Origin of the sequence: Kitasatospora sp. NPDC015120, from assembly GCF_043080305.1 — a bacterium.
In the GTDB taxonomy this organism is placed as follows: Bacteria; Actinomycetota; Actinomycetes; order Streptomycetales; family Streptomycetaceae; genus Kitasatospora.
In genome coordinates this window covers 29,810-56,445 of record NZ_JBIBVJ010000025.1, presented here as the reverse complement: position 1 = coordinate 56,445, position 26,636 = coordinate 29,810, and the positions used below count along the sequence as shown (strand labels likewise).

General features: G+C 75.7%; 21 protein-coding genes and 1 riboswitch. Of the genes, 8 read left to right on the top strand and 13 right to left on the bottom strand.

Translation table 11 applies throughout. The features are described 5' to 3' along the window. Nucleotides 1-13: 13 nt before the first annotated feature. Nucleotides 14-1,342: a sensor histidine kinase gene (locus ACF1AK_RS32565; protein ID WP_391502424.1), complete on the bottom strand. Its 1,329-nt coding sequence runs from the start codon at nucleotides 1,340-1,342 to the stop codon at nucleotides 14-16. A 189-nt stretch (nucleotides 1,343-1,531) separates the two neighbouring features. Between ACF1AK_RS32565 and ACF1AK_RS32560 the strand changes: the two genes are divergently transcribed. Beyond that, on the top strand, nucleotides 1,532-2,281 hold the full coding sequence (locus tag ACF1AK_RS32560; protein ID WP_391502423.1) for a (2Fe-2S)-binding protein: 750 nt from the start codon (nucleotides 1,532-1,534) through the stop codon (nucleotides 2,279-2,281). Between the two features lie 281 nt (nucleotides 2,282-2,562). On the opposite strand, the gene ACF1AK_RS32555 is transcribed toward ACF1AK_RS32560, so the two are convergent. The 6 genes from ACF1AK_RS32555 to ACF1AK_RS32530 form a co-directional block, all read right to left on the bottom strand. Beyond that, nucleotides 2,563-3,561: a hypothetical protein gene (locus ACF1AK_RS32555; protein WP_391502422.1), complete on the bottom strand. Its 999-nt coding sequence runs from the start codon at nucleotides 3,559-3,561 to the stop codon at nucleotides 2,563-2,565. Nucleotides 3,562-3,879: 318 nt separating this feature from the next. Next, nucleotides 3,880-4,947 carry a hypothetical protein gene (locus ACF1AK_RS32550; protein WP_391502421.1) on the bottom strand — a complete coding sequence of 356 codons (1,068 nt, stop codon included), beginning with the start codon at nucleotides 4,945-4,947 and terminating at the stop codon, nucleotides 3,880-3,882. Nucleotides 4,948-5,149: 202 nt separating this feature from the next. Beyond that, on the bottom strand, nucleotides 5,150-6,781 hold the full coding sequence (locus ACF1AK_RS32545; protein WP_391502420.1) for an alpha-amylase family glycosyl hydrolase: 1,632 nt from the start codon (nucleotides 6,779-6,781) through the stop codon (nucleotides 5,150-5,152). 252 nt (nucleotides 6,782-7,033) lie between these two features. Further along, a complete protein-coding gene (locus tag ACF1AK_RS32540; protein WP_391502419.1) occupies nucleotides 7,034-7,687 on the bottom strand; it encodes a bifunctional 4-hydroxy-2-oxoglutarate aldolase/2-dehydro-3-deoxy-phosphogluconate aldolase in 654 nt (217 codons plus the stop codon). 145 nt (nucleotides 7,688-7,832) lie between these two features. After that, on the bottom strand, nucleotides 7,833-9,530 hold the full coding sequence (locus tag ACF1AK_RS32535) for an amidohydrolase family protein (protein ID WP_391502418.1): 1,698 nt from the start codon (nucleotides 9,528-9,530) through the stop codon (nucleotides 7,833-7,835). Next, nucleotides 9,530-10,852 carry an amino acid deaminase gene (locus tag ACF1AK_RS32530; protein WP_391502417.1) on the bottom strand — a complete coding sequence of 441 codons (1,323 nt, stop codon included), beginning with the start codon at nucleotides 10,850-10,852 and terminating at the stop codon, nucleotides 9,530-9,532. The genes ACF1AK_RS32535 and ACF1AK_RS32530 overlap by 1 nt, the downstream gene beginning before the upstream one ends. A gap of 179 nt (nucleotides 10,853-11,031) precedes the next feature. Between ACF1AK_RS32530 and ACF1AK_RS32525 the strand changes: the two genes are divergently transcribed. From ACF1AK_RS32525 to ACF1AK_RS32510, 4 genes are all read left to right on the top strand, one after another. Continuing rightward, nucleotides 11,032-12,240, top strand: coding sequence for a sugar kinase (locus ACF1AK_RS32525; protein ID WP_391502416.1), 1,209 nt, complete (start codon nucleotides 11,032-11,034; stop codon nucleotides 12,238-12,240). Next, nucleotides 12,237-12,989, top strand: a complete 753-nt coding sequence (locus ACF1AK_RS32520) for an IclR family transcriptional regulator (protein ID WP_391502415.1) — start codon at nucleotides 12,237-12,239, stop codon at nucleotides 12,987-12,989. Before ACF1AK_RS32525 ends, ACF1AK_RS32520 begins: the two co-directional genes overlap by 4 nt. Nucleotides 12,990-13,038: 49 nt before the next feature. Further along, the gene (locus ACF1AK_RS32515) at nucleotides 13,039-13,446 is read left to right on the top strand and encodes a RidA family protein (RefSeq protein ID WP_380287737.1); all 408 of its coding nucleotides are present in this window, start codon (nucleotides 13,039-13,041) and stop codon (nucleotides 13,444-13,446) included. Nucleotides 13,447-13,625: 179 nt separating this feature from the next. Further along, nucleotides 13,626-14,354: a DUF2470 domain-containing protein gene (locus ACF1AK_RS32510; RefSeq protein ID WP_391502414.1), complete on the top strand. Its 729-nt coding sequence runs from the start codon at nucleotides 13,626-13,628 to the stop codon at nucleotides 14,352-14,354. 34 nt (nucleotides 14,355-14,388) lie between these two features. Here ACF1AK_RS32510 and ACF1AK_RS32505 read toward each other — a convergent pair whose 3' ends face one another. Continuing rightward, a complete protein-coding gene (locus ACF1AK_RS32505) occupies nucleotides 14,389-15,969 on the bottom strand; it encodes an APC family permease (protein WP_391502413.1) in 1,581 nt (526 codons plus the stop codon). 354 nt (nucleotides 15,970-16,323) lie between these two features. Next, the gene (locus tag ACF1AK_RS32500) at nucleotides 16,324-17,322 is read right to left on the bottom strand and encodes a peptidoglycan DD-metalloendopeptidase family protein (RefSeq protein ID WP_391502412.1); all 999 of its coding nucleotides are present in this window, start codon (nucleotides 17,320-17,322) and stop codon (nucleotides 16,324-16,326) included. A gap of 3 nt (nucleotides 17,323-17,325) precedes the next feature. Then, a riboswitch (cyclic di-AMP (ydaO/yuaA leader) is annotated at nucleotides 17,326-17,485 on the bottom strand. A gap of 313 nt (nucleotides 17,486-17,798) precedes the next feature. Between ACF1AK_RS32500 and ACF1AK_RS32495 the strand changes: the two genes are divergently transcribed. Continuing rightward, on the top strand, nucleotides 17,799-19,325 hold the full coding sequence (locus ACF1AK_RS32495) for an MFS transporter (protein WP_391502411.1): 1,527 nt from the start codon (nucleotides 17,799-17,801) through the stop codon (nucleotides 19,323-19,325). Nucleotides 19,326-19,382: 57 nt separating this feature from the next. Here ACF1AK_RS32495 and purB read toward each other — a convergent pair whose 3' ends face one another. Next, nucleotides 19,383-20,813: an adenylosuccinate lyase gene (gene purB / locus ACF1AK_RS32490; protein ID WP_391502409.1), complete on the bottom strand. Its 1,431-nt coding sequence runs from the start codon at nucleotides 20,811-20,813 to the stop codon at nucleotides 19,383-19,385. Between the two features lie 118 nt (nucleotides 20,814-20,931). On the opposite strand from purB, the gene ACF1AK_RS32485 reads away from it, so the two are divergent. Continuing rightward, nucleotides 20,932-23,190, top strand: coding sequence for a HelD family protein (locus ACF1AK_RS32485; RefSeq protein WP_391502408.1), 2,259 nt, complete (start codon nucleotides 20,932-20,934; stop codon nucleotides 23,188-23,190). On the opposite strand, the gene ACF1AK_RS32480 is transcribed toward ACF1AK_RS32485, so the two are convergent. The 3 genes from ACF1AK_RS32480 to ACF1AK_RS32470 form a co-directional block, all read right to left on the bottom strand. Next, nucleotides 23,174-23,617 carry a MarR family winged helix-turn-helix transcriptional regulator gene (locus ACF1AK_RS32480; protein WP_391502407.1) on the bottom strand — a complete coding sequence of 148 codons (444 nt, stop codon included), beginning with the start codon at nucleotides 23,615-23,617 and terminating at the stop codon, nucleotides 23,174-23,176. The genes ACF1AK_RS32485 and ACF1AK_RS32480 overlap by 17 nt on opposite strands. 94 nt (nucleotides 23,618-23,711) lie before the next feature. Further along, on the bottom strand, nucleotides 23,712-24,167 hold the full coding sequence (locus tag ACF1AK_RS32475) for a DUF3037 domain-containing protein (protein WP_391502461.1): 456 nt from the start codon (nucleotides 24,165-24,167) through the stop codon (nucleotides 23,712-23,714). A 56-nt stretch (nucleotides 24,168-24,223) separates the two neighbouring features. Continuing rightward, the gene (locus ACF1AK_RS32470; RefSeq protein ID WP_391502406.1) at nucleotides 24,224-24,979 is read right to left on the bottom strand and encodes a HipA family kinase; all 756 of its coding nucleotides are present in this window, start codon (nucleotides 24,977-24,979) and stop codon (nucleotides 24,224-24,226) included. 205 nt (nucleotides 24,980-25,184) lie between these two features. Between ACF1AK_RS32470 and ACF1AK_RS32465 the strand changes: the two genes are divergently transcribed. Then, nucleotides 25,185-26,543 (top strand): NAD(P)/FAD-dependent oxidoreductase, encoded by a 1,359-nt coding sequence (locus ACF1AK_RS32465; protein WP_391502405.1) that lies wholly within the window; start codon nucleotides 25,185-25,187, stop codon nucleotides 26,541-26,543. Nucleotides 26,544-26,636 lie beyond the last annotated feature (93 nt).

The window sequence follows — 26,636 nt, the reverse complement described above, 5'->3', positions numbered from 1 at the left end:
CCTGCCGATCGGCCTACCGCACGGGCAGTTCGCAGCCGAGCCGCCACCCCGCCGGGCGCAGCGGCCCCGCCTCCAGCACGCCGCCGTGCGCGGCGAGCCGCTCGGCGAGCGCCACCAGCCCGGTGCCGCCGCTGCCCGGACGGCGCCGGAGCAGCCCCCTGACGCGGGCCCCGCCCCCGCCGTCGTCGCTCACCGACACGGCCACCACGGCCGCCGCGCCCACGGTGCCCGCTGCGCCCGCCACGCCCGACCGCACCTCCACCCGCACCACCACCTCGGCGGCACCCGGAGCGTGCCGCCGCACATTGGTGAGCGCCTCCAGCACGGCCGCGTACGCGGTGGCCCCGGCCTCCCCGCCGAGCAGCCCGACGGCCTCCGGCGCCGCCTCCAGGCGGGCACGGGTCGGCCCGGTCCGGCTGAACCGGCCCACCAGCTCCGGCAGATCCGCCAGCCCGTACACCCGCGTGGCACCGACGGCCCCGGCGGCACCGCCAGCACCCCCGGCACCGGCGGGACCGGCAGCATCCCCCGGAGAACCCGCGCCGTCCCCGTCCTCGCGCGGCTCCCGCAGCGCGCCCACCATGGCGTCCATGGAGTCCAGCGCACGCAGCCCGGCCTCCTCCAGCCGGCGCAGCAGCGCGGCCGTCTCCTCCGGTTCCTGGCCCGGCAGTTGCCCGGCCTGCGCCTCCAGCACGATGCCGGTGATCTCGTGCGCGACGAAGTCGTGCAGCCCGCGCGCCACCTCCAGCCGCTGCTCGCGCCTGGCCCGGGCGACCGCGCGCTCGCGCCGGGCTTCCAGCACCCGCAGATGGAGTCCGGCGCCGACGACCACCGCCAGCGGCGCCAGCGAGAGCAGCACGACGATGGCCGAGCCCGCCCAACTCCCCTGCGGTGTCCGGAGGGCGAACCGCAGCGGCACGGCCGGAACCGCCACGACGGTCAGCACGCCGACCAGGCCCGCCCAGCGACCCCGGGCGCGCCGGGCCACCCGCCCCGCCAGCACCAGCAAGGCCGCCCACTCGAACGGCAGCCAGAACGCGGCCAGCCGGTACGGGCCGGAGTAGCCGAGGTCGAGCACCAGCGAGAGCGCGGCCACTCCCCCGGCGGCCTGCGCGAGCGTCATCCGCCGCCAGGGCCACGGCACCACGGCCACCAGGACCGTCACGGCGGCCGCCGCCGCCAGGAGCAGCGCGGCCAGGTGCTGCCCCGTGTGCGCCAGCACGACGGGCAGGAGGACGACCAGGGCCGCCGCCACCCCCACCGGCCGGCGGAACCGCGCGCCGACTCCGCAGGACGCGCCGGACGGGGAAGGCACCGGACCGGGGCCGGACTCGACAGGCATGCCCCGAGCCTACGGTCCGGCCGCCCCCGGCCCTTCTGGGGTCCCGGCCTGCGGCTCGCGTGACGCCCCGACGCCCCGACGCCCCGACGCCCCGACGCCCCGACGCCGCCGCACGGTACCTTTCGTCCGACCGGCACCGACACCCCGCCACACCGCCGCAGCACGGACACGACAGAACCGGAGGACCCGATGAGCGACGCGCCGCCGCCCGACTACCGCCGGCTCGCCGCCCTCGGCCCGTACTTCGCCCTGGACGCCGCCACCGCTCCCGGAGAGGTCGCGCCGCCGGGCTTCCGGCCGCTGCGGGAGTTCTACGCCCCGGCGCCGGACGGCCCGTTGGCGCGACGGGTGCGCGAGGTGGCCCGGCGGCTGGGCACCGCCGAGCCCCGGGTCGCGGCCTCCGTCCTCCACCTCGGCCTGGCCGCCCGGTTCTGCTCGGTCGGCCTCGGCGCGGCCGTCCTGCTCGGCTCGGTGCCCGACCTGCACCCGGACCGGGCCCGGATCCGGGTCCCCGAGCAGGGGCCGGTCGGCCTGTGGCTGCCGCACCCGGACCCGGACGAGCCCGCGCGGGCCGAGCGGGCCCCGCTCCCGGACCGCTTCCGGCGGACCGTCGTCGAGGGGCAGTTGGCGGATCTGGCGGCGGCGGTCCGGTCCGTGGTCCCGCTCGCGGACGGACTGCTGCGCGGCAACGCCGCCTCCGCCTTGGCGGGCGCGCTGCGCGTACTGGACGCGCGAACCGCGCACGCCCCGCACGGCACGGCCCGCGCAGTCGTCGCCGAGGTACTCGCCCACCCACCGCTGGCCGGGACCGGGACGCTCACCGCGACGCCGGCCGGCACCGCCTTCCGCCGCACCAGCTGCTGCCTGTACTACCGGCTCGGCCCGCAGGCGGGTGTCTGCGGCGACTGCTGCTTCACCCGCGCCCCGGACCACCGCTGAACCGGCCGACGTCCCGAACTCCACTCACATGGCAGCCGGCCGAACACGCCCCCGGACCGGCCGCCCGCCGTCCACCGCGCCAGCGCTCGCGGCCCGGCACGGGCAGGTCCACGAGCCGGCCGAAGGGGGCGAGCGCCGCGATCAAGCCGCCCCCGGAACCGACGGACGCGAAGCCGTCGAGCCCCTCCGCCCTCACAGGCGGACCCGCAACGCGCCGCCCGCCGCATACCGCCTACCGCCTACCGCCTACCGCCTACCGCCTACCGCCTACCGCCTACCGCCTACCGCGCCAGCGTCGCGGCCAGCAGGTTCGGGTCGGTCAAGGTGAAGAAGGCGGCACTCGGCACGTACACGGTGTCGCCGCCGATCCCGACGGAGGTGGGATTGGAAAGCCCGTCCGCCGCGTCGAGGACGGTGTGCCGGGTGCCGTCCGGACGGAGGTGCACGACCTGGCTGGAGGGGTTGAGCGCCGCGAACAGGTCGTCCCCGGCCCTGACGAAGGCGAAGTCGTCGAGCCCCTCCAGGCCCTCGGCACGGACCTCCGCCGGGCCCGCGGAACCGTCCGGGCGGACCGGGATGCGCAGCAGGGACGCCGTGTCGGTGTTGCCGACCCACACCGCGCCCCGGTGCACCTTGAGGCCGTTGGCGCCGAAGGCGCCGACCGGCTTGAGCCGGGCGTCGTCCGACCAGACCGCCGGGGCACCGCCGTGCAGCGGGACGACCCGGACCAGGCCGAGCGCCGAGTCGGCGGAGTAGAGCACGCCCGCGTGCTCGTCCAGTGCGAGGCCGTTGGGCAGGCTGTCGGCTGGGAACGCGGCGATCCGCTCGGGCGCGCCGCCGGGGCAGAGCCGCCAGATGCCGGTGAGGTCCTCGGTGCCGGTGGCGTAGGCGAAGTACAGGGTGCCGTCGTGGGCGCGGGCCAGGCCGGAGACGACGGCCCGGCCGATCAGGGGGGTCGCCGGGTGCGCGGGCGCGGGCATGGTGGCCAGGACGATGAGCCGGCCGTCGGTGGCGACCCGGCCGACCTGGCGGGCATTGGAGAAGGTGAGGTCCACCGCCCCGTCGGGCTCCAGGGCGATGTTCTCGGGCTGGAGGCCCGGGGAGACGTCGAAGTGGGCGACGATCCGGGGGTCGGAGAGCGGTGGCGCCACGGCCACGGCGGGTGTGCCGGCGAGCAGCGCCAGCGCGAGCACGGCGACGGCCGGGGCCCCGGAGCGCAGGGCGGCGCAGGCTGGACGACGGACTGGGCAACCGGCGGGTCGGCGGAACGGTCGGGGCACGGCGGCACTCCTCGGAGGACGGGGGCGGCGGGCGGCGGGTGGCGGCCACCGTCAGCAGAGCACGCCGTGCGTCACCGGCCCCGGCGGTGCGGCTCGGCGCCGCCGCGAGGATCCCCGGTCGGCCGCGCCGGGCGCCGCGCGCGCCGCACGCACCTCCGCGCCGCTCCTTGGCGCACACCGCCGCACACCGCCGCACACCGCCGGACGCCGGCTGCGCGGCCCGCGACCGGCTTGTCCAGGGCCGGGCGCGGGCCGCCGGTCCCCACCGGACGCCGATGCCCCTGGCACCCGGTGAAGCACTCCCCCGTCGGCGGACCGTCAGACCGCGACCACCGACTCCTCCATCTCCTCCTCGGCCCCGGCGTCCGCCCCGGAGCCGGCCCCGTCCGTCACCCGGCCGCGCTTCTCGTACAGCGCCGCGGCGGCGACCAGCACGCCCGCGGCCACCAGCCAGAGCACCAGTACCAGCAGGTTTCCGCCGAACCCCGCGCCGCCGTCGAAGTACAGCAGGCTGCGCGCGCCCTCCAGGAAACCGGCCCCGGTCCAGAAGGAGTGCAGACCGCCGAAGAAGCCGTTCTGCAGGTCCGGCCGGTAGACCCCGCCCGAGCTGGTGAAGTTCAGCATCACGAACAGCACCATCATGGCCAGCGTGGTCCACCGCTTGAGGAAGCTGTGCAGGCCGATGCCGATGCCGATCACCCCCGCCGAGTACAGCCAGCCGAGCGCCCAGACCGCGGCCAGGTCGTGGTCGACGACGTGGAAGACCGGCCCTGCGGTGACGATCCCGATCAGGCTCACCGCGAGCGACACGGCGAGGCCGGTCAGCACCCGGATCCGCATGCTCATCGCCGCACCCGCCGCACCGATCACCGCGACGCTGCCGTAGGAGCCGATGCTGAGCGCGACCAGCAGGAAGAACAGGCCCTGCCCCGTCGGGTCGCCCTTGCCCGGGGTGGTGAGGTCGGTGACGGCCAGCGGCACGCCCTGCTCCGTGGCGACGCGCTGGAACACCTTCTCGGCCGCCATCGCCGAGGTGTCCGAGTTTGCCTTCGCGACCAGCAGCTCCGGACGGCCGGCGTCCGGTACGAACGCGCCGACCAGCTCGCGGTCGAGCAGCCGCTGCTCGGCGGCCGCGCGGTCGGGCAGCGTCGCGACGTCCAGCGCGTCACCCGCCGCGCCCTGCACGGCTGCGGCCAGCTCCCGCGCCTGCGGGGCGGTGCCGACGACGGCGACCTTCAGGTGGTGCGGTTCGGGCTGGTGGAAGGCGCCCTGGTAGGCGAGTGCCATGCCCAGGCACATCAGCAGCGGGGTGAGCAGGTGGAGCGCGAGGTGCTTGAGCGGGTGCCCCGACGGGGGCGCTGCGGCGGTGGTCCGGGGTGTGCTCATGGGGGGTTCGGTCCGTCCTCCGACGAGGCCGCCCAGGATCGATCAGGTCAATCAGGTCGATCAGGTCGATCAGTTCGATCACCGGGCGGCAATCGGGTGGTAAATGCAACTATCTGGATGCAGTCTACAACCACTCCGGGGGCGGACCGAAGTCCGCCCCCGGAGATCGAGGCCTCACGCCTTCCGCACGCCCCCTACGGCGCTACCCCAGCTCGAACACGCCGTACGAGAACCCGTCCGCCCGCAGCTCACCCTCCGCGCCGATGCGCACGCCCTGGACGTCCAGCGGCCGCGCACGCCCCGACGCGCCGGACCCCCCGGGCCCACCTGCCCCGCCGGACCCGAACGCCACGTCCGCCGGGACGACCGCCGGCTCCCGCCGCGGATTGACCACGACCAGGTAGCGCCCGGCCCGGGTGTACACCAGCGGGTACCCGGCGTGCCGCACCTCCACCGAGCCCCGCGCGCCCAGGCCGCGGTGGGCCCGGCGCAGTGCGATCAGCCGCCGCACGGTGTGCAGCAGCGAGGTCGGGTCGGCCCGCTGGGTCGCGACGTCCGGGCGGTGCGGGTCCGGGTCGACCGGCAGGTAGAGCCGGTCGGCGGGCGCCGCGGAGAAGCCCGCGTTCGGGCCGGGCGCCCACTGCATGGGGGTGCGCGAGCCGGCCCGGTTGTACGTCGGCCCGACCACGCTGCCCTCGGTGTCCGGCAGGTCCGGCACATAGCGCATGCCGATCTCGTCGCCGTAGTAGACCGCCGGCAGCGTCGGCCAGGTGAACAGCAGCGCGAAGGCCGGGGCGAGCTGGTCGGCGGTGCGCGGGCCGGTGGCCAGCCGGGAGAAGTCGTGGTTGGCGGTGGGCAGGGCGATGTGCCCGGCGCCCTCGGTCAGTTCGGCCGCCGTGCGCCAGGCGTCCAGGAACAGCTGCGGCGTGCCGCGACCCTCGGCCTCGAAGTAACAGGGGCCCTGCTTCCAGAACTGCTGCACCGTGCCGGCGTTGTTGTTCCACAGCGAGCGCAGCGGCAGGCCGTCGTCCGGGCCGCCGAACTGGAGGAAGAAGTCGGCGTGGAAACCGGCCGTGACGGCGGCGGCCGGGTCGCCCCACTCGGCGAACAGGGCGGCCTGCGGATGGTCGCGGTCGAGCCAGTCGCGCAGTTCGGTCCAGAGCTTGCCGGTCTCGACGAAGCCCGGGTCGTCCTTGACCAGCGAGGACGCCATGTCGACCCGGAAGCCCGCCACGCCGAGGCCGAGCCAGTGGGCCATGACGGCCTTCAGCGCGGCACGGTTGGCGCGGGGGCCCTCGGCATCCACCGGCTGGCGCCAGGGCTCGTCCGGGTTCTCGCGCGCGTAGCCGAAGTTGAGGGCCGGCTGGCAGTCGAAGAAGTTCGGCCGGTACCAGCCGGCCCGGCTGCCCGGGGAGGCGACGAAGCCCTCCACCGGCCGTTCCGACCAGATGTAGCGGTGGTCGGAGGGGTCCTGCGCCGACGCCCGGAACCAGGGGTGCTGGTCGGAGGTGTGGCCGGCGACCAGGTCCAGCAGGATCCGGATGCCCCGCCGGCGCGCCGCGTCGACGAGGGCGGCGAGGTCACCGGCGGTGCCGTAGCGCGGGGCGGGGGTGAAGTAGTCGGCGACGTCGTACCCCGCGTCGCGGAACGGCGAGGCGAAGCACGGATTCAGCCAGACCGTGTCCACGCCCAGCCAGGCGAGGTGGTCGAGGTGCTCGGTGATGCCCGCGAAGTCGCCGATGCCGTCGCCGTCGGAGTCGGCGAAGGTCTGGGGGTATATCTGGTAGAGCACGGCGTCGGTCAGCCACTCGGGGCCGGGGCGGGTCGAGGTCATGGGCGGGAGCCTCCTGCCGGGTGCCGGGGGCTACCGATTCTCGTCGAATCCCGGCCGCCCCAACAGCCCGGCCCGGCCACTCCCGGTGCCTCGCGGCGCGGTTCCCGGAAGCAGCCCCGGGCCGTGCCGCGCGCCCTCCCGAGCCCCTTCCGCTCCCCCGCGCCCCTGGCGCCCGCCCTCTCCCCGGCGGCCGGCTCCGGCCGGGACCGGACCGGGACCGGACCGAGCCCGGAGCGGTCCCCGGAAACGTCGCTAGCGGGCGGCGCAGGCCTCGGTGAACGCCCGCGCCCGCCGGGTGATCTCGGCCCAGTCACCCGCCGCGACCACCTCGGGCGCCACCACGTCCGTCCCGGCGCAGACCGCGAGCGCGCCGTGCGCCAGGAACTCCGCCGCGTTGCCCGCGTTGACACCGCCGGAGGCGACCAGCGGGACGTCCGGGTACGGTCCGCGCAGGTCCTTGAAGTAGCCGGGGCCGAAGGCCCGGGCGGGGAAGATCTTCACCGCCGCGGCGCCGAGGTCGACGGCCTGGGCCACCTCGGTCGCGGTGAGCGCGCCGAGCACCACCGGGACCCGGGCCGCGTGCGCGGCGTCCGCCACCTCGGGCCGCAGACCGGGCGTGACCAGGAACGACGCGCCGACGGCGAGCCCGCTCTCGGCCTGCTCGGCGGTGAGCACGGTGCCGACCCCGACGCGATGACCGGCCTGCGCCGCCCTGCGCAGATGGGTCGTCACATCGGGCGTGGTGAAGGTGAACTCGGTCCAGGTGATGCCGCCCTCCGCCAGTGCCGCGCAGAGCGCGGCGGCGTCCGGTATCCGCGGGGCGCGGACGACCGCGATCACCGGCTCGGCGGCGAGCGCGGCCCGCGCCGACGCCGCCACGGTCTCGGCGGACGCCTTCCGGTTCACGGGTCGGGCGTTCGCAAGGTTGGGGTTCACAGGGCTTTCATCCATTCACTCGGAACCACGGGAGCAGGAGCAGCAGGCACAGGCACAGGCACAGGGAACGGAACAGCACCGGCCCCGGAAACGGCCGCAGGAACGGCCCCACGCCTCATGCGGCCTCCACCCCCCGCCCGGTCCGGCGCAGCGCCCGGCCGGGCCGCGCGCCGGTGACCCGGCCCTGCTCGACGACGGCGGTGCCGTTCACCACGACGCACTCGATGCCCGCGGCCGGCTGCCTGGGCTGCTCGAAGGTGGCGGTGTCCTGGACGCGTTCGGGGTCGAAGAGGACGAGGTCGGCGTGGTACCCGGCGGCGATCCGCCCGCGCCGGTGCAGCCGCAGCCGGGCAGCGGGCCGGCCGGTCATCCGGGCGATCGCCTCCTCCAGCGTCAGCACGCCCAATTCCCGGACGTAGCGCGCCAGGTAACGCGGGAAGGTGCCCCAGGCGCGCGGGTGCGGCCGGGCGCCGACGAGCAGCCCGTCACTGCCGACGGTGTGCGCGCGGTGGCGCATGATCGCCCGGACGTTCTCCTCGTGGCCGACGTGCTGGAGGATGGTGGTGGCCAACTCGTCCCGGAGCAGCAGGTCGAGGAAGACCTCGGTGCCGCTGCGACCCTGCGCGACGGCGAGTTCGGCGACGGTCCGGCCGACCGCGTCGGCGAGCTCGGGCGAGCCGACACCGGAGAGCTGGATGGTGGCCCAGTCGGTGACCACGCCGTGGCAGCCGTCGCTGCCCTTCTCCTCCACCTCGTAGCGGATCCGCTCGCGTGCCGCCGGGTCGCCGAGCCGGGCCAGGGTGGCCTGCGGTCCGCCCTCGGTGGCCCAACTGGGCAGCAGGGCGGCCAGGGTGGTGGAGCCGGGCAGGTAGGGGTAGCTGTCCAGGGTGAGGTCGACGCCGTCGTCGAGCGCCCGGTCGACCAGGTCCAGCAGCTCGCCGGCCCGGCCCTGGTTGACGCCGAAGTTCATGGTGGCGTGGGTGAGGTGCAGCGGGCAGCCGGACCGCCGGGCGATCTCGACCATCTCCGCGTACCCCTCCAACGCGCCCGCGCCGTAGGAACGCTGGTGCGGCGCGTGGAAGCCGCCGTACCCGGCGACGACCCGGCAGAGCTCGACCAGTTCCTCCGTCCCGGCGTACATCCCGGGGGTGTACGTCAGACCGCTGGACATGCCGACCGCGCCCTCGGCCAGGCCCTGCGCCAGCAGCTCGCGCATCCGGTCGAGTTCGCCCTCGCTCGGGGCCCGGTTGTCCCAGCCCATGGCGAGCATCCGCAGCGAGCCGTGCGGCACCAGGTAGCAGGCGTTGACGGCGGGTCCGGTGCGGTCCAGCCGGTCCAGGTAGCCGCCGACGGTCCGCCAGTCCCAGTCGAAGCCGTCCGGGTCGCCGTTCCAGCCGGCGATCTGGCGGCGCAGCGCGGGCAGCGTGGCGTCGTCGACGGGTGCGTAGGACAGGCCGTCCTGGCCGAGGACCTCGCAGGTCACGCCCTGGGTGACCTTGGCCGGGTGCTCGGGTTCGCGCAGCAGGGCGAGGTCGGAGTGGGCGTGCATGTCGATGAAGCCGGGGGCGAGCACCAGCCCGTCGGCGTCGACCGTCCGGGCCGCGCCGCCCGCCGTGCTCCCCGGGCCGGCGACCTCGACGATCACCCCGTCGGCGACCCGGACGTCCGCCCGGTACCGTCCGGCGCCGGTGCCGTCCACGACGGTCGCGCCACGGAAGACCGTGCCCCGCGCCGCCGTGCCCCGGCCCGCCGTGGCCGGACTCGCCGTGGCCGGACTCGCCGCGCCCGTCTCATCGGTCCGCGCACCGCTCATCAGAAGAACGTCCTGACCAGCCCGGTGACCCTCGGCTCGGCGGCCGAGGCGTCGTCCAGCACCGGGATCAGCGCCCACTTGTCGAAGGCGGTGCAGGGGTGCGAGATGCCGAGCCGCAGCACGGCGCCCACCGGGGCGAGGTCGCCGGCGTCGCGCAGGAAGGCGTGCTGGTCGTTGAGCGCCGTGATCCGCGCCGCCGTCCCGACCGGCCCCGCGCCGGCCGGCCCCGCACCGCCCCGCACGAGCTGCGGCTCCGGCAACCCCTCGTCGAACGGCAGATCGCGCTTGCCCGCGTCCAGCAGGGCCAGCTGCGGCTCCGGCCGGGACACCACCCGGGCCCAGCCGTGCAGCGCCGCCCGCAGGGCGCCCCCCTCGCGCCCGCCCCCGCGGCCGAGCGGCGAGATGCCCCGGTAGAAGCCGTCGTCGTGCGCGAGGTACGCGCCCGAGCGCAGCACCACGAACGCCTCCGGCAGCGCGCCCAGCTCCTCGGCCACCAGGTCGAAGTAGGCGCTGCCGCCGGCCGTCACCACCGGCGCCGCCCCGTCCGCGTACCGGCCGGCGAGCCGCCCGTGCAGGTCGGCCAGCGAGCGCAGGTAGCCGCGGACGGCACCGAGGCCGCCCTCGCTCGCGTCGTGCGCCAGCGCGCCCTCGTAGCCGCCGATGCCGGCCAGCCGGAGGGTCGGCGCCCTGCGGACGGCGTCGGCGATCTCCACCGCCGCGTCGACGGTGCGCGCCCCGGTGCGCCCGCCCGGGCCGCCGAGTTCGACCAGCACCTCGACCGGGCGTTCGGCGCCGGCCGCGCGCAGGGCGCTGTCCATCAGCCGGACGCTCTCGACGGAGTCCACCCAGGAGGCGAAGGCGAAGTCCGGGTCGGCGGCCAGCTCGCCCGCCAGCCAGCGCAGGCCGGCCGGGTCGAGCAGCGCGTTGGCGAGCAGCAGCCGCCGCACGCCGAAGGCCCGGGCGACCCGCAGCTGCGGCAGGTTGGCCAGGGTGATGCCGTGGCTGCCGGCCTCCAGCTGCGCCTGCCAGAGCGCGGGCGCCATGGTGGTCTTGCCGTGCGGCGCGAGCGCCACGCCCGCGTCGGCGCACCAGCGGGCCATGGTGCGCAGGTTGTGGTCCAGCGCGCCCGCGTCGAGGGTGAGCAGCGGGGTGCCGAGGTCGGCGAGGGCGGGCCCGGTGGCCAGGTACTGGCTGACGGTCAGGCCCGCGGCGGCCGCCGGCAGCGCTTTGAACCGCCAGTCGAGCACCTCCTCGGCCAGGGCCGCCACCGCCCGGGTGTCGAGGCCCGGGCCGGAACCACTGCTTGCGAAGGTCTGGTCCACCGTCTTCCTCCATCTGCCATGTTGCAACATGTGCAATGAGGGTTGCACATGCTGGCAACACGGTTCTAGCATCGGCGCCGGACGAAGGTCAACGACAGCCGCCCGCCGCACGGCGGGTCAGGCAGGCTCGCCACAGCACCCCCACCCGGCCGGCCGCAGCACTCCGAGGAGCCCAGCAGATGCCACGCCAGGACGCCGCCGTGAGCCCGGGCACCCCACCGCCCGGCCGTCCGGCGGCCGCCCCGCCCGCCCCCGGCCCGACGCCCGTCACCCCGGTCGCCGTCTGCGTGGGCGAGTCGATGGCCGTCCTCCTGCCGGACCGGCCCGGGCCGCTGGAGTCGGTGGAGAGCTTCCGGCTCTCGGTCGGCGGCGCCGAGTCCAACGTGGCCGGCGCGCTCGCCGCCCTGGGGGTGCCGAGCGCCTGGCTCAGCCGGGTCGGCGACGACGGCTTCGGCCGCCGCCTGCTCGGCGAGCTGGCCGCCCGCGGGGTGGACGTCTCCGCGGTCGCCGTCGACCCGCACCGCCCGACCGGCCTCTACCTCAAGGAGGTCGGCGGCACCACCGGCGACCGCCACGACCTCGGTCCGGGCCGCAGCCGGCTGCACTACCACCGGCGCGGCTCGGCCGCCGCCGCCCTCTCCCCGGCCCTGCTGGCGGACCCGGCCGCCGCCCGGCTGCTGGCCGGGGCCCGGCTGCTGCACCTGTCCGGCATCACCGCCGCCCTGTCCGACGACTGCCTCGCGCTGCTGCGCGCCCTGCTCGCCGACCGCCGCCCCGGCCGGCTGGTCAGCTTCGACCTCAACTGGCGCCCCGCGCTCTGGCGCGAGCGCGACCCCTCGGTGCTGCCGCCGCTGCTGGACGCCGCCGATCTGCTGCTGCTCGGCGCCGACGAGGCGGAGACCGCCTTCGGCACCGGCGACCCGCAGGAGCTGCGCCGGCGCTTCCCCTCCCCCGCCACCCTGGTGGTCAAGGACGCCGCCCGGCTGGTCACCGCGGTCGGGCGCGACGGCAGCACGGTCGGCGAACCGGCGCTGGCCGTCGAGGTGGTCGAGGCGACCGGCGCGGGGGACGCCTTCGCCGCCGGCTACCTGGCCGGCACCGTCCGCGGCCTCGACCAGCGCCGCCGCCTGCGGCTGGGCCACCTCAGCGCGGCCTGCGCGCTGACCGCCCACGGCGACCAGGCCGAACTGCCGCCGGCCGCGGTGGTCACGGCCCTGCTCGACGCCTCGCCCGAGGACTGGGCGGCCACCCGGGTCTCGGCGGATGGCATCGTGTCTCCTGTCCTGTCCGCACCGACCGCCCCCGCGCTCACCGCGGAGACCGCCGCCCCCGGGGGCGGTGCCGCCGACCCTCGACCGGCCGCCGCCAAGGCCCTTGGAGCACCATGAGCCAGACCGTCACCCGCGCCCTGCGCATCCTCGCCGAGCTCGGCGAGGGCGAGCGTTCCCTGGACCAGCTGGCCGAGGTGCTCGGCGTGCACAAGACGACCGTGCTGCGGCTGCTCCAGTCCCTCGAAGAGGAACGATTCGTCTACCGGGACGCCGGCTACCGCTACCACCTGGGCGCCGGTCTGTTCGCGCTCTCCGGGCTGGCCCTGGAGCAGCGCGGGGTGCGCCGGATCGCCGCCCCGCACCTCGCCGAGCTCAACTCCGCCACCGGCCAGACCGTGCACCTGGCCGCGTACGAGGGCGGCGAGGTGGTCTACATCGACAAGTACGACTCCCGGCACCCGGTGCGGATGTACTCGCGGATCGGCCTGCGGGCCGCCCTGCACAGCGCCGCCGTCTCCAAGGTGCTGCTCGCCGACCTGCCCGCGCCGGAGCGGCGCCGGGTGGTGGCCGGGATCGACTTCGTCCCGCACACCCCCCGCACGCTGGCCACGCCCGAGGCGCTGCTCGCGGAGCTGGAGAAGGTCGCCGCCCAGGGCTGGGCGCAGGACCACGCCGAGCACGAGGCGTTCATCAACTGCGTGGCCGCGCCGATCCGAGACGCCAGCGGCCGGGTGGTCGCCGCCGCCTCGATCTCCGTCCCGGACGTCGTCCTGCCGTACGAGCAGGTGCTGGAACTGCTGCCGCAGCTCCTCGCCACCACCCGGGCGGTCTCCGCCGACTGCGGCCAGGTCCCGCACCACTCCTGAAGCCATCCCCCCGACCCCCGACCGCACCCCACCGAGGAAGCGAAACCGCATGAGCGACAAGACCGAGATCCGCACCGACGGCGCCCCCGCCCCGGCCTGGATGTTCTCCCAGGGCGTCCGCAAGGGCCCGATCCTCCAGGTCTCCGGCCAGGGCCCGCAGGATCCGGCCACCGGCGAGTACCTGTACCACGGCGACGTGAAGGCGCAGACCCGGCGCACCCTGGAGAACGTGAAGGCGATCGTCGAGGCGGGCGGCGCCACCATCGAGGACGTGGTGATGTTCCGCGTGTACCTCACCAAGCGCGCCGACTTCCCGCTGATGAACGAGGTCTACGCCGCGTTCATCGAGGAGAACATCAAGCCGGGCGGCGTGAAGCCGTGCCGCACGACGATCTTCGTCGAGCTGCCGCAGGAGCCGATGCTGGTGGAGATCGACGCCCAGGCCGTCGTCGCCTGACCTCCCCCGGCACGACCCGAAGGGCCCGGACCGCGCGTCCGGGCCCTTGCGCGTCCGGGCCCTTGCGCGTCCGGGCCCTTGCGCGTCCGTCCCGAAGGCGCCTTGCCCTCCCCCTCCCGACTCATTAGGTTAGGCTCACCTAACAATCAGGCAGGCAGCCCGCCGGAGGTCCCGCACCCATGAGCCCGCACCCCCACGACGCCGAGACCGCCGCGCCCTCGGAGCCGAGCGCCGCCGAGCGGATCGCCGGCCTGCTCGCCGCCGCCTCCTCGGTGGTCGTCCGCGCCCTCGGCGAACCGCACGAACTGACCACCCCCGTCTCGGTGCACGGCTCCCGGCTGCGGCTGCGCGCCCCGCTCGACGCCCCGCTGACCGTCGCCGCCGCCCACGAGCAGGACGGCCTCGCGGTCGTGCTCGACCTCACCGACATCGCCCCGGTGGCCGTCCGCGACCGGGTCCGCGGCCGCCTCACCCTGGCGGGCCGGCTCGACCTCGCCCACCTCGCCGACGACGGCCTCAGCGTCCACCTCCGCCTGGACGTCGCCCACGCGGTGCTCTCCACCCCGTACGGCACCACCGCGATCACCGGCGCCGACCTCGCGGCCGTCACGCCCGACCCGCTGGCCCGCTACGAGGCCGGCCTGCTCACCCACCTCGCCGACGACCACCGGGAGGCGCTCGCCGTGCTCACCCGGCTGCTCGACCCCGCGCTGCTCGCCGCCCACCCCGCCGTCCGCCCGCTCGCCCTGGACCGGTACGGCCTGGTGCTCCGCCTGGACCACCCGCACGGCCACCGCGACGTCCGTCTGGTCTTCCCCGAACCGGCCCGCGACGCCGACGAGTTCGGGCACCGGGTGCACCAGCTGCTGACCGCCGCCGAACAGGAGCTGCCCGCCCGGCGCCCCTGAACCGCCCGCCGCCCCTGAACCACCTGGCGCGCCGTCAGGCACCCACCGGCTCGGCCTCCCCGGAGCGCTCCGCAGCGTCCTCCAGGACGATCCGCCCCATCCGGACGTACCGCTCCGGCCGGCGGGCGCGCATCCACAGCGCCAGCCCGAGCCCGCCCAGGAAGGTCCCGGTCACCAGGTACGGGATCAGCCGGAAGAGCAGCGTGCCGGCGGCCGCACCGGCCGCCGCGTCCCGGTGGAGCACCAACAGGGCCACCACCCCCGCCATCCCCACCCCGCCGGCCAGCGGCGCCACCAGCGTCCGGAACCAGTGCCGGGTCCGCGGATGGCGGCCCTGCACGTGGAACCAGCCGACCACGGCGAACGAGCAGAGCGTCTGCACGATCAGGATCGCCATCGTGCCGAGCAGCGCCAGCAGCGTGTACAGATGCGCGTAGGGGTCCATCCCGGCCAGCAGGAACCCGGCCACCAGCGCCGCCGCGATCACCGACTGGGCCACCGAGGCGATGTGCGGCGAGCCGTGCCGCGGATGGGTGCGCCCCAGCGCCGGGTGGACGAACCCCTCGCGCCCGATCGCGTACAGGTACCGGGCCGCGCACTGGTGGAAGGCCATCGCGCAGGCGAAGGAGCCGCTCACCACCAGCCACTGGAAGACCGTGACCGCCCAGCCGCCGAGGTGCGCGCCCAGCGGGTCGAAGAACAGGCTGTTGCCGTCCTTGCCGGGGACGGCGCCGCGAGCCACCTCCACCGCGTGCCGCACGCCGTTGCCGGAGACGATCATCCAGGAGACGAAGACGTAGAACAGCCCGACCCCGACCACCGAGATCAGCGTCGCCCTCGGCACCACCCGCTTCGGGTCGCGGGACTCCTCGCCGTACATCGCGGTGGACTCGAAGCCGACCCAGGAGCAGAACGCGAAGAACAGCCCCAGCCCCGCGCCCGCCCCTGCGCCGTCCCCGCCGACGCCGCGGAAGGCGTTCAGCGGATCGAGCGCCTCCCCGGCCACCAGTCCGTCCGGCCCGCCCCCGGTGACCAGCACGGCCAGCGACACGGCGCCCAGCACCGCGACCTCCAGCACCAGCGCCACCCCGAGCACCCGCGCGGTCAGGTGCAGGTCGAACCAGGCCATCACCGCGATCACCAGCAGCCCGAGCCCCGCGTACCAGCCCCACGGCAGCACCACCCCCAGCTGCGCCGCGGCCAGCGCGCGCAGCGCGTACGCGAAGAAGCCGAGGACGGCCGCCTCGAAGACGATGTACGCGAGCACCGCCAGCAGTCCCGAGGCCATCCCGACCACCCGGCCCAGCCCGTGCGAGATGTAGCCGTAAAAGGCTCCGGCCGCGGTGATGTGACGGGCCATCGCCACGTAGCCGACCGAGAAGACGGTGAGCACCAGGGTCGCGAAGACGTAGGCGGCGGGCGCTCCGGCGCCGTTGCCCTGGCCGATGACGATCGGGAGGTTGCCGGTCATCGCGGTGATCGGCGCCGCCGTGGCGACCGCCATGAACACCACGCCCGGCAGGCCGACCGAGTCCGCCTTCAGCCGCTCCACCCCGTCCCGCCGCCCCGCGCCCCCGGTCACGTCCCCGGTCGCGTCCCCGCGCTGGATGGCCATCCGGCCCCCTTCACCTGCCGTGGCTGCGCCGCCCGCCGGAGCGGACGGGCGTTGACAACCCGACAGCATCGGCGGGCGGCGTCCGGCCCGCAAAGCGGGGTGACCCGGTGTCGGCCCCGCCCGGTTGACGCGCTGTTCGACCGCGGCCCGGCCCGTTCGACCGGGAACGACGACGGCCGGCCCGGCTCGCGAGGGAGGTCTCGCGAACCGGGCCGGCCGGACGGGCGTGTCCCGCGCCCGTCGTTCCGCTGGAGGTGCGGTGCTCACCCGGTCGAGCGGTCACCCGACATGACCATCCCGGGGGAGCGGTCTCGCCCCGCACCCAGCGGTGGCGGAGGTGATCCGACCGGAGGGTCAGATCGCGACGCCGTGCGCCCGCAGGTAGGCGATCGGGTCGATGTCCGAGCCGTACTCCGAGCCGGTGCGGATCTCGAAGTGGAGGTGCGGGCCGGTCACGTTGCCGGTCGCGCCGGAGAGGCCGATCTGCTGGCCGACGGTGACGGTCTGGCCGATCTTCACGCCGATCGAGGACAGGTGCGCGTACTGGGCGTACTTGCCGTCGGCGAGCTTGATCTCGACCTCGTTGCCGTAGGCGCCGCCGTTGCCGGCCTTCACCACGGTGCCGTTCGCGACGGCGCGCAGCGGGGTGCCGGTGGAGGCGACGAAGTCGGCGCCGGTGTGGTGGCCGGAGGACCACATCGAGCCGGCCACGCCGTAGGCGGTGCCGAGCTTCGGGTTGGCCAGCGGGGCGACGTAGCCGGAGGTGGCGGCGACGACCGGGGTCGCGGTCACCGGGGCGACGGTGGTCTGCACGGCGGGCTTGACGGCCGGGGCGGCCGGCTTGGTCGCCGGGGCAGCCGGCTTGGCGGCCGGAGCGGCGGGCTTCGCGGCGGGCGCGGCCGGCTTCGCGGCCGGGGCAGCGGGCTTCGCGGCGGGCGCGGCCTGCTTGGCCGCCGGGGCGGCGGGCTTGGCGGCCGGGGCGGCCTTGGCGCCGAGCGCGAGCTTCTGGCCCGGGAAGATCAGGTTCGGGTTGGCGCCGACGACCGAGCGGTTGTGCTCGTACAGCGCCTGCCAGCCACCGGTGACGTTCTTGGCGGCGGCGATCTTCGACAGGGTGTCCCCGCCGACGACCTTGTAGCTCTCCTCGGCCGGGGCGGCGGCGGGAGCGGCGGCCGGGGCGGCCTGCGCGGCCTGGGCGGCGGCCGGAGCGGCGGGCTTGGCGGCCGGGACCTCGTGCGCCTGGGCGGAGACGGTGGTCACCAGCGGGAGGGCGAAGGCGGCACCGGTGACAGCGGTGGCGATGCCGATGCGGGCGGCGCGGGGCAGGGCGGTACGACGAGCCTGTGCGGGCATGGAAAATGTCCTCTCCGACGCCTGCGAGGTGAGCTGTCGGGTTCGGGCTGGAGTTGCCCGGCCGCAAAGGCGGCTTCACCCCTAGCCGGACCGCGAATTCGGGTCCGGCGACTTACCTGTGGGTCCCCCGCTCCTGCCGTACAGAGTTCGGTGCGTACCACCGGGCAGCGGCAGGACTAGGCGTTCCACCCGGTGGCCACCCGGGCTGACGCCGGGCGGTCGCTGAACTAAAACTCATCCGTTCGGGTGAAGCAATGTCGATCTCTACGGCCCGGGACCAAAGTCCGTCCCACCGTGACGCTGCGCAGAAAAGGCATGCACAGTACGCACACAATCCATTTACCGCGCGCACGTGATCCACCACCCTGCGCCCACGCCGGAACCAGTGCGTACACGATCACTCACGGAAAGGGGATCCCCCCGACACACCCCCGGTGACCCTTGTCACGTGGGCCCCACCGGACCGACCATGGGCCGTGGCCACCTCCGAGGCCGGCACCCTGCGGTTGGGCACCGCGCAGGGTCGCTGGGTACTACTGGCGACGGTGCTCGGCTCCAGCATGGCGATGCTCGACGGGACCGTCGTGAACGTCGCGCTGCCCAGGATCGGCGCCGACCTCGGCGCTCAACTCGACGCCCTGCAATGGACGCTCAACGCCTATCTGCTGACCCTCGCGGGCCTGATCCTGCTCGGCGGCGCCCTCGGCGACCGCTACGGCCGGCGCCGGGTCTTCCTGCTCGGCGTGGTCTGGTTCGCCGCCGCCTCCGCGGCCTGCGCCGCCGCGCCCACCGTCGAGGTGCTGATCGTCGCGCGCGCCGTCCAGGGCGTCGGCGGCGCACTGCTCACCCCGGGCTCGCTGGCGATGCTCCAGGCCGTCTTCCACCCGGAGGACCGCTCGGCGGCGGTCGGCCTCTGGTCCGGCCTCGGCGGGGTCTCGGCGGCGGTCGGCCCGCTGCTCGGCGGCTGGCTGGTGGACGGCCCGGGCTGGCGCTGGATCTTCCTGCTGAACCTGCCGCTGGCGGCCGTGGTGGTGGCGGTGTCCGCCCGGCACGTGCCGGAGAGCCGCGACGAGTCCGCGACCGGCCGCTTCGACGTGCTCGGCGCGGTGCTGGCCGCCCTGGCGCTGGGCGCCGTCACCTATGCGCTGACCGCCGCCGGGAAGGGCCTGTCCCCCGCGGTCTGGGTCACCGGGGCGGCGGGCCTGCTGCTCGGCGCGGCCTTCGTGGCGGTCGAGCGCCGCACCCCGGAGCCGATGCTGCCGCTGGGGCTGTTCTCGTCCCGGCTGTTCACCGCCGTCAACCTGGTCACCCTCGCCGTCTACGCGGCGTTCAGCGGCGTCTTCTTCCTCCTGGTGGTGCAGTTGCAGATCGTCTCCGGGTTCTCCCCGCTGGTCTCCGGACTGGCCCTGGTGCCGATCACCGTGATCATGCTGGTGCTGTCCGCCCGGGCGGGCCGGCTCGGCAAGCGGATCGGCCCGCGGCTGCCGCTGACCGTCGGCCCGCTGCTCTGCGCGGCGGGCGTCCTGCTGATGCTGCGGATCGGCCCCGGCGCCTCGTACTGGGCGGACGTGCTGCCCGCCGTCGCCGTGATGGGCAGCGGGATGGTGCTGCTGGTCGCGCCGCTGACCGCGACCGTGCTGGCGGCGGTGGACGTGCGCCACGCGGGCATCGCCAGCGGCGTCAACAACGCCGCCGCCCGGGCCGCCGGGCTGTTGGCGGTCGCGGCACTGCCCGCGCTGTCGGGGCTGAGCGGCGACGCCTACCAGGTGCCGGACGCGGTCGACTCCGCCTTCCGCACCTCGATGCTCATCTGCGCCGGGCTGCTGGTGGCCGGCGGGCTGACCGCGCTGGTGGCCGTCCGCGGCAATGTGCTGGCCCCCGCGGACGCGCGCCCGGTGGCGGAACCGGACTGCCGCTACGCCTGCGCGACCAACGCCCCGCCGCTGGACCCCGGCCACCCGGCCCCGGTCCCCGCCGAACGCCGCGAGGGCCCCGCCGCCTGACCGGCGACGGGGCTGCGGCTCGCCCGCCCGCCCCTGCGGCGGGCGGGTGACGTCACGTCAGAGGATGTCGCCCGGCGCGTACTTGGCGGCCTCCGGGTACGCGGCCGCGACGGCCTCGACCTGGCGGACGACCTCGGCGACCTGCGCCCCGGCCGCGCCGGTGAAGGACAGCTTGTCGGCCAGCAGCGCGTCCAGCGCGGCCCGGTCCAGCGGGATCCGCTCGTCGTTCGCCAGCCGGTCCAGCAGCTCGTTCTCCCGGGCGCCCGCCCGCATCGCGAGCGCGGAGGCGACGGCGTGCTCCTTGATGACCTCGTGGCCGGTCTCCCGGCCGACGCCCGCCCGCACCGCGCCCATCAGCACCTTGGTGGTGGCCAGGAACGGCAGGTAGCGGTCCAGCTCGGCCTCGATCACGGCCGGGAAGGCGCCGAACTCGTCGAGGACGGTCAGGAAGGTCTCCAGCAGGCCGTCGAAGGCGAAGAAGGCGTCCGGCAGCGCGACCCGGCGGACCACCGAGCAGGAGACGTCGCCCTCGTTCCACTGGTCGCCGGCCAGCTCGCCGGTCATCGAGGCGTAGCCGCGCAGGATGACGGCCAGGCCGTTGACGCGCTCGCACGAGCGGGTGTTCATCTTGTGCGGCATCGCCGAGGAGCCGACCTGGCCCTCCTTGAAGCCCTCGGTCACCAGCTCGTGGCCGGCCATCAGGCGGATGGTCTTGGCCAGGCTGGACGGCGCGGCGGCCAGCTGGACGAGCGCGGTCAGCACCTCGAAGTCCAGCGAGCGCGGGTAGACCTGGCCGACGCTGGTGAGCACGTTCTCGAAACCGAGGTGCGCGGCGACCCGGCGCTCCAGCTCGGCCAGCTTGTCGGTGTCGCCGCCGAGCAGGTCGAGCATGTCCTGCGCGGTGCCGACCGGGCCCTTGATCCCGCGCAGCGGGTAGCGGGCGATCAGCTCCTCCAGGCGGCGGAAGGCGACCAGCAGCTCGTCGGTGATCGACGCGAAGCGCTTGCCCAGGGTGGTGGCCTGCGCGGCCACGTTGTGCGAGCGGCCGGCCATGACCAGCTCGGCGTGCTCGGCGGAGAGGCGGCCCAGGCGGACCAGTACGGCGACGGTGCGGTCGCGCACGTGCTCCAGCGACTGGCGGATCTGCAGCTGCTCGACGTTCTCGGTCAGATCCCGGGAGGTCATGCCCTTGTGGATCTGCTCGTGGCCGGCGAGGTCGCTGAACTCCTCGATGCGGGCCTTGACGTCGTGCCGGGTGACCCGCTCGCGGGCGGCGATGGAGGCGAGGTCGACCTGGTCGATCACCCGCTCGTAGTCGGCGACGGCGGTGGCGGGCACCTCGACACCGAGGTCCTGCTGGGCCTTCAGGACGGCGAGCCAGAGGTGGCGCTCAAGCACCACCTTGTGCTCGGGGGACCACAGCTGGGCCAGGGTCGCCGAGGCGTACCGGGAGGCCAGGACATTGGGGATCTGGGGCTTCGCGCTCACGCTTCGCAAGCCTAACAGCCGAGGTCAGCCGGAACGGCCCGGGTTCGGGTAGGCTGGGACACTTGAGCAGTCATTCCACAGGCCTGTACAAACTCCTCACCGCAAGGATACCACACCCGTGAACGGATCTCCAGCGGTTCCCCCTCCAGGGGCCGGACCGGACGCCCCCCTCGCCGAGGCGCTGCGCACCGAACAGGCCCACCTGACCGGCCTCTACGCCCAGCTGGACGCCGCCCGCGAGCGCACCCGCCGGACCCTCGCGGCGGCCGGCCGCGAAGCCGGCCCGGGCGGCACCCACCAGGCCCGCCTGGAGCGCGAGCTGCATGCCGCCGAGGCCGCCCGCCGCGCGGCCCGGCTGGAGGCCGTCGAGCGCGGACTCTGCTTCGGCCGCCTCGACCACCGCGACGGCACGGTCCGCCACATCGGCCGGACCGGCCTCACCGACGAGCTGTCCGGGACGTACGAGCCGGTGCTGATCGACTGGCGCGCGCCGGCCGCCCGCCCGTTCTACACCGCCACCCCGGCCGACCCGGGCGACCTGGTGCGCCGCCGCCACCTGCGCACCAGCGGCCGCACCCTGACCGGGCTGGACGACGAGGCGCTCGACCTCGCCGGCCTGGACGAGGGCGGCCGGCGCGGCCTGGTCGGCGAGGCGGCGCTGCTGGCCGCCCTCGACCGCGAGCGGACCGGCCGGATGGCCACCGTGGTCGCCACCATCCAGACCGAGCAGGACCGGGTGATCCGCGCCCCGCTGCCCGGTGCGCTGGTCGTCCAGGGCGGCCCCGGCACCGGCAAGACGGTCACCGCCCTGCACCGCGCCGCCTACCTGCTGTACACCCACCGCGCGGTGCTGGAGCGGCGCGGCGTCCTGGTGGTCGGCCCCAACCCGGCGTTCCTGCGCTACATCGACCAGGTGCTGCCCGCACTCGGCGAGAGCGAGGTGGTGCTGTGCACCGTCGGCGAGCTGTTCCCCGGCGTCCGGACCGCCGTCGAGGACGGTCCGGACGCCGCGGTGGTCAAGGGCGGGCCGTGGATGGCAGACGTGGTGCGGCGCGCCGTCGAGGCCCACCAGCTGCTGCCCGCCGGCGACCTGCGGCTCGGCGACCACCTGTGGCTGCCGCACCGGGTCTGCGCCGAGGCCAGGCAGGCCGCGCGCGGCCTGCGCCTGCCGCACAACCGGGCCCGCGGGTTCTTCCTGCGCACCCTGCTGGACGCCCTCTCGGTGGCGCAGGCGCTCTCCATCGGCCGTCCGTACGACGAGGAGGAGGCCCGCTACGCCCCGCGCGAGCTCTGGGCGCAGCCCGGGGTCCGCGCCGCACTGGACGCGCTGTGGCCGGTCCTGACACCGGGCCGGTTGATCGACCGGCTGCTCTCCGACCCCGCCCTGCTGGCGACCGCGGCCCCCGAACTCTCCCCCGCCGAACGCTCCGCCGTGCTGCGCCCGGCCGGTACGCCGTGGACCACCGGGGACGTCCCGCTGCTCGACGAGGCCGCCGAACTCCTCGGCGAGGACGGCGCCGCGGTCCGGGCCCGCGCCCGCGCCGCCGCACGGGTGCTGGACGAGGAACTGGCCTACGCCGAGGGCGTGCTCACCGTCACGGGGCAGCGGGAGGACGCCACCCTGGACGCCGGGCTGCTCGCCGGGCGCTTCCGCGACACCGGCCCGGAGCGCACCACCGCCGAGCGCGCCGCCGCCGACCGCGCGTGGGCGTACGGGCACGTGGTGGTCGACGAGGCGCAGGAGCTGTCCGCGATGGCCTGGCGCACCGTGCTGCGCCGGGTGCCGGCCCGCTCGCTGACCATCGTCGGCGACCTCGCCCAGACCGGTTCGCCGGCCGGGGCCCGGGCGTCCTGGGCGGAGGTGCTGGACCGCGAACTGGCGGGCCGCTGGCGCGAGGAGCGGCTCACCGTCAACTACCGGACGCCGGCCGCGATCATGGCGCCGGCGGCGGCGGTGGTGCGGGCCCACCTCCCCGGCCGGCAACCGCCGCGGGCCGTCCGGGACACCCCGGGACGCCCGCACGCGGTGCCCGTTGCGGACGGCGACTACGCCGCGGCCCTGGCCGCCCTGCCCGCCGGCCCCGGCACCCTCGGGGTGATCGCCCCGGACGCTCTCGCCGCCGCGCTGGGAGCGCTGACCGTCCGGGAGGCCAAGGGCCTGGAGTACGACGAGGTCGTCCTGCTCGACCCGGCCGCCCTGCTCGCCCAGGGCCCGGCGGACCTCTACGTCGCCCTCACCCGCGCGACCCGGCGCCTCACCCTGCTCCACCACACCCCGCTGCCGCCCGCCCTCGCGGCGGCCCTGGCGGTCCGGGGCGGGTCCGGGCCCGCGGGCCCGCCGGGCGATCCGGCGGGCGGGCCTACGGACGCCCGCTGAGCACCGGCAGCACGTGCAGGCAGATCGAGTGCAGGGCGGCGCGCTGCTCGCCGCTGAGGCTCTCGAAGGCCTGATGGGTGCGGCCCATCTCGCCGCGGATCAGCGCCAGGATCTCCCGGCCCTGCTCGCTGATGACGACGATCTTGACCCGCCGGTCGCCCGCCGAGGCCTCCCGGCGGGCCAGGCCCAGCGCCTCCAGCCGGTCGACGATGCCGGTCACGTTGGAGGCGTCACAGCCGAGCCGCCCGGCCAGCGCGCGCATCGGTACCGGCTCCTGGACGGCGCCGAGCGCCTTGGCCTGCGAGGAGGAGAGACCGTGCCGGGCGGCGGCGGCCGCGAAGTCCTGGAAGTACGCACCGCCGACGGCGGCCAGCGCCTCCATCAGCTCGGCGTTGGTCGGTACGGTCGTGGTCGTCGTCGAACCCATGAGGTCAGCCTACGACCGAGTGCTTCAGTTGCTCAAGATTTGAGGACGGCAAAGGTCCGGCGGCCAAACCGCCGGCCCCGCGAAGCCCTCGCGCTCAGAGCACCAGCTGGTCGAACAGCCGCCGCAGCTCCGCCTCCGGATCGGCGGTCAGCCCGGTGTGCACCGGTCCCGGCTGCACCACCGCGCTGCGCGGGGCGGTCAGCCAGCGGAACCGCTGCCCGGGGGCGTCCGCCCCGGCCGGACCGGCCTGCGGTCCGCCCGCGCAGACCAGCTCGATCCCCTGCAGCGCCCGGCGCACCGCCGACACGTCGGCGACCGGGTCCAGCGCCAGCAGCCGGGCCTGGTCCAGATGGGTCCGCGCGGCCAGGTGGGAGCCCTGCCGGCAGTACAGCAGCACGCCCACGTTGACGCACTCGCCGCGCTCCACCCGGGGCACCGCCCGGATCACCGCGTACTCGTACTCGTGCAGTTCGGCCCGCAGCGGCGTCGCCGAGCGCGCCGGCTCGCCCGCCCGGAGCCCGGCCGGCCCGGTGTCCGCCGCCCAGGACATCCGGGACCCGGACAGGCGGGACTCCGACAGCCCGAACTCCTCGAAACCGGACTCGGTCATGCGGACACCTCCGGCAGCCAGTCGCGCGGACCGGCCAGTCGCGCGGTCAGCTGGGCGCGGTACGCCTCGCGCACCGCCTCGGGCGAGTCGAACCCGGGCTCGTCCGCCAGCCAGACGTCGGGGATCTGCGCCACCGCCTCCGCGAGCGCCGCCTCGGCGAGCGGTGCGAGCGCCTTGTCGGCCGCCGCCAGGTCCGGCCCGGCGCCCAGCAGCGCGTGGTCGGAGGCGTCGTACGGACGGCGGGTCCAGCCGGCCGCGCCCGCCCAGTTGTGGTGGAAGATCAGGCTCGCGCCGTGGTCGATCAGCCGCAGGCCGCCCGTGGCGACCAGCAGGTTGGGGTTGCGCCAGGAGCGGTCGACGTTGCCGATCAGCGCGTCGAACCAGAGCACCTGCCCGGCGAGCCCGGCGTCCACCTCGAAGCAGACCGGGTCGAAGTTGAGCGCGCCGCTGACGAAGGCCATGCCCAGGTTGAGCCCGCCGCTGGCCCGCATCTGGTCCTGGATCTGCGGCTCCGGCTCGCTGCGGGCCAGCACCGGGTCCAGGCCGACGGTCACCAGCGCGGGCACCGGCAGGCCGAGCCGCCGGCCGAGCTCGCCGGCCAGCACCTCGGCCACCAGCGCCTTGCGGCCCTGGGCCGCGCCGACCCACTTCAGGGCGTACAGACGCCGGTCGTCGGCCTCGACCAGGCCCGGCATCGAGCCGCCTTCTCGCAGTGGCGTCACATAACGGACCGCCGTCACCTCGGGGAGCACGGCGGACAGCCTATCGGGCATATGCACGGGGCGGGTGTCGCTCGGCACGCTCGCCCGCCCGGGTCGCCTCCGGTGGCAGCCCGGTCTGCTCCGTGCGAGTGTGGCGGACAGTGATCGGGGCACCCGACGACCACGACCCGCGGCACGCCGGCCGCGCCGTGGGGCACCCACCCGCACCGGTACCGACTGCACTGTGAGGGACGCGATGGAACGAGCCCGGATCCTGATCGTCGGCGGCGGCTTCGCCGGACTGGAGTGCGCGCGCCGCCTGGAGCGCAAGCTCTCCCCCGCGGAGGCGGAGATCTCCCTGGTCACCCCGTTCAGCTACCAGCTCTACCTGCCGCTGCTGCCGCACGTGGCGGCCGGCGTGCTCACCCCCCAGTCGGTGGCCGTCTCGCTGCGCCGCTCACTGCGGCGCACCCACATCGTCCCCGGCGGCGCCATCGGTGTGGACCCGGCCTCCAAGGTCTGCGTGGTCCGCAAGATCACCGACGAGGTGGTGGCGCAGAAGTACGACTACCTGGTGCTGGCCCCCGGCAGTGTCACCCGCACCTTCGACATCCCCGGCCTGACCGACTACGCGCGCGGCATGAAGACGCTCGCCGAGGCGGCCTACGTCCGCGACCACGTGATCGCCCAGCTCGACCTCGCTTCGGCCAGCCCGGACCAGAAGGAGCGCGAGTCCCGGCTGCAGTTCGTGGTGGTCGGCGGCGGCTACGCGGGCACCGAGACCGCCGCCTGCCTGCAGCGGCTCACCACCGCGGCCGCCCACCGCTACCCGCGGCTGGACGCCCGGCAGATCAAGTGGCACCTCATCGACATCGCGCCGAAGCTGATGCCCGAGCTGGGCGACGCCCTCGGCACCGCCGCCCTGGAGGTGCTGCGCGAGCGCGGCATCGAGGTGTCGCTGGGCGTCTCGGTGGCCGAGGTCGGCGCGGAGTCGGTCAAGTTCACCGACGGCCGGGTGCTGCCCTGCCGGACGCTGATCTGGACGGCCGGCGTCGCGGCGAGCCCGCTGATCGCCACCCTGGACGCCGAGACGGTGCGCGGACGGATCGCGGTGACGGCGGAGATGCGGGTGCCGCAGTACGAGGGCGTCTTCGCGCTCGGCGACGCCGCCGCCGTGCCGGACCTCGCCAAGGGCGACGGCGCGGTCTGCCCGCCGACCGCCCAGCACTCGGCCCGCCAGGGCCGGGCGGTGGCCGGCAACGTGATCGCGGCGCTGCGCCACCAGCCGCTGGAGCCGTACTACCACAAGGACCTGGGCCTGGTCGTGGACCTCGGCGGCAAGGACGCCGTCTCCAAGCCGGTCGGGGTGGAGCTGCGCGGGGTGCCGGCCCAGCTGGTGGCACGCGGCTACCACCTGATGGCGATGCGCACCAATGCCGCGAAGTTCCGGGTCGGCGCCAACTGGCTGCTCAACGCCACCGCCGGCGACGACTTCGTGCGCACCGGCTTCCTCGCCCGCCAGCCCGCCCGGCTGCGCGACTTCGAGTACACCGACGCCTATCTGACCAAGGACCAGGTCAGGGAGCACGCCCAGGCGCTGCTCGCCAAGGGCTGACCGGCCGCGGCCGCCGCCCCGCCCCGGGCCGCCGGGGGGCGGGGGGGGCGGCGGGGGCGGGCCCGGGGGGCGGCCGCGGGGGCCCCGCGGGCC